The 2,713-nt window shown below is 66.5% G+C and carries 3 protein-coding genes; 2 read left to right on the top strand and 1 reads right to left on the bottom strand.

Going from position 1 to position 2,713, the window contains the following annotated elements; translation table 11 throughout:
* Window positions 1-1,181 precede the first annotated feature (1,181 nt).
* On the top strand, window positions 1,182-1,661 hold the full coding sequence (locus tag ABEB12_RS19495) for a DUF6292 family protein (RefSeq protein ID WP_345702955.1): 480 nt from the start codon (window positions 1,182-1,184) through the stop codon (window positions 1,659-1,661).
* A gap of 27 nt (window positions 1,662-1,688) precedes the next feature.
* Here the strand turns inward: ABEB12_RS19495 and ABEB12_RS19490 are convergent, their stop codons facing one another.
* On the bottom strand, window positions 1,689-2,369 hold the full coding sequence (locus ABEB12_RS19490) for a MarR family winged helix-turn-helix transcriptional regulator (protein ID WP_345702954.1): 681 nt from the start codon (window positions 2,367-2,369) through the stop codon (window positions 1,689-1,691).
* A gap of 130 nt (window positions 2,370-2,499) precedes the next feature.
* Here ABEB12_RS19490 and ABEB12_RS19485 point away from each other — a divergent pair.
* Window positions 2,500-2,713, top strand: a 214-nt coding sequence (locus ABEB12_RS19485) for a thiamine pyrophosphate-binding protein (RefSeq protein ID WP_345702953.1), incomplete at its 3' end; no start/stop codon positions are given.

Raw genomic sequence — 2,713 nt, 5'->3', positions numbered from 1 at the left:
CACCCCCGGCGCGAGTCAAAGCGATCATCGACGAAGCCGAGCGATCCACCCGGCGCGCTCTCAGACCGTGACCGAACGGCCTCCGGCACGGGCGCGCATGAAGATTAACCAAAGCCAACGTCCCCATCATCGGAAGACCTCGACCCTCAACCCGGGACCGACTCGCGACCAGCTACATCTGCGAAGAGCCGTTGAATGAGCTCGCACCAGGCGTCGCCGACTCTGCCGGCGTATCGACTACCGACCTGGACACCGGAGGTGGTGCCGTCTCCGTCCGGAGGCCTTGTTCACAATCATCCGCTGCCGATTCGGCCGTTGGCCCTCTATGAAATCGACCACCTACGGTCGCCCGCATGGACACTCTTGAAGAGAGAGTTCGGAAGTTTCGGGAAACCAGCGTGACCCGGGAATCGATGATGCAGGCCATCCGCTCCACCCGCCCCGGCGGACGCCGCACCGACCCGGCAAGGTCTTCGACCTCATCCTGCCCTCGACCAAGCCGCCGAGGGCTACCGAGCCATGGACGAACGCCGCGCCATCAAGGCGCTGCTGCGCCCCTGAACCCGATGCAGGTCAGAATTCAGCCGTAGTCTGGGCAAGACCCTCGACGGGCTCCGACATTCCGCAACCTTCGGGAACATCAGCGGTGTCATTTCTCCATCAGGCGTTCCGTGATGGTCGTTGCCGCCATCCAGGTCGCGGACCTCAGCGGCGCCGAACGACTCGCCTTCCGCGATCTGATCAAGAGCTCGGAAGTAACGTATTTAGGAGTGCCGTCATCAATTCGATCAATACTGTCAATCGGAAGATTTTACTCGATACCGCGCTATTACCACTCTCAACTATTTCGTTGCCACCCGACACCATTGGTGCCTTTACGTACCAATTCATGCGGTCGACCTTTCGCGAGGAGTAGAGTGCGGGCTCATCGAACCACCTAGCGTGATCAGCGGGCGGCGATCCGCCCCAGCTTGGCCGGCTTTCAACGCGCGGTGTGTCTCCGTCCCGGTCACGTTAGTGACAACCACGTGCCTGACCAGCGGGAGGATGACATGTCGAGCTCGACGCTACGTGGTCAACGAGGCACCCGCACGCACACGGCCACCCAGATCGAGCAGCGGTCGGTCCCGCTACCCACGGCCGCGACCGATACCCGAAACCCGGACGCAGGAGCTCTCGAGGTGCCGGTGCAACGCCCGGCGCCGACGCGCGAACGCAGACACTCCGATGAGCAGGAACTGCTGACCGGTTACCTCGCCGCCGTTGCCATGCGCCTCGACCAACGCGGCATCGCTGTCCACGAGACCCGTGCCACGACACTCGCCACCGGCGCGTTGACCGGATGGATGGCCCTCACCCCGGTCCGGGCCGGCGGCCGGTGGGCGCCGATCCGGCTGGACTGGCGGGAAGACACCGGCTGGTCAGCCACCCTCGCCCCGCCGGCCGAACAAGCCGCCGCATCCGGCCACGATGATCGCGTTCCGCGTTACCTTCCCGGGAAGCTCGTACCCGCGCCCACCACGGTGGCGCACTTCGTCGCCGCGTTGATCGCCGACGAGGCCGCCCCGTGGGCCAGCGCCATCTATCGCCAGCCGCGTCGCATCGATCGTCGGCTGCTGATCCTGCGGCTCAGCCAGTTCGGACTGCCCGAGCCCTGGTAACAGGCCGCGCGGCCCGACCGGAGGGATCTACCCGGCGTTCGAGGTCGAAGTCGTAGATCGCCTCGTCCCCCGGGTGTGGTGGGATCTCTCCGCCAGGTGGGTCTGTGGGGCCGGTTCGCGACGCGCCTGTTCGACAGGTTCACGAGCACGCTGCGCGGCAGAAATTCTCGGTTGCCGGTGCGGCGGGCCGGCCGCTGAGCCGCGCGGTGCTTCGGAGGCTGGTTGGTCGAGCCGTTCGTTGCGGGCGTGGCTGAACGCGCGAGCGCCGGTGAGCAGGGCCGTTCGATCCTTGGCGCTGAGGTGTTGGGTCACGGCGTGCAGGGCGGTGGTGCGGGCCTCGGTGAGTTCGGTGAGGATGTCCCGGCCCGCCGCGGCGAGTTGTAGTTGGGTGGCACGCCGGTTTGTTGGCGCGACGTGGCGGGTGATCAGTTGTGCGTCGGCGAGCCGGTCGGACAGGCGGCTGGCGGTGGAGGCGAGCATGTCGAGTTCGTTGCCGAGTTCGGTGACCAGGAGCGGTCCTCGGCGTTCCAGGGCCTGCAGTGCCCGGATCGACGCGATGCCCACGGTCCTGTCCATCTGCTGCAGGACGGCCTCGTTCACCTCGAGCAGCGCGCGCGTCGCCGCCTCGAGCTGGCGCGCGTAGTCGTCTGGGTCCGGCGTCGGCGGCTCGTGTCCGTTCTGGGGTGTGGCCGCGTCCGAAGTGGGCACCCATCAACGCTAACGGGCCATCACTGTTGCGCAGAACATGCGTGATGCACGAAATGCGGTTCGCGGAATGTGTGGATCGGGTGATACCCGGGTCGCGCGAGTATGGCCGAGGCGAGAGCTTGGAGGAGCGATGGCGGCACAGACGGTGGGCGATTTCGTGTTGTCCCGGTTGCGGGAGTGGGGTGTGCGGACCGTGTTCGGCTATGCCGGGGACGGCATCAACGGCCTGCTCGCCGCGTGGGGGCGGGCGGAGAACCAACCGGAGTTCGTGCAGGCGCGGCATGAGGAGATGGCCGCGTTCGAGGCCGTTGGATATGCGAAGTTCACCGGGCGGGTGGGCGTGT

The organism is Actinospineispora eucalypti (assembly GCF_039543365.1).
In the GTDB taxonomy this organism is placed as follows: domain Bacteria; phylum Actinomycetota; class Actinomycetes; order Mycobacteriales; family Pseudonocardiaceae; genus Pseudonocardia; species Pseudonocardia eucalypti.
Note: the sequence above shows the minus strand (reverse complement) of the source record. Positions and strands in the feature narration are given on the sequence as shown.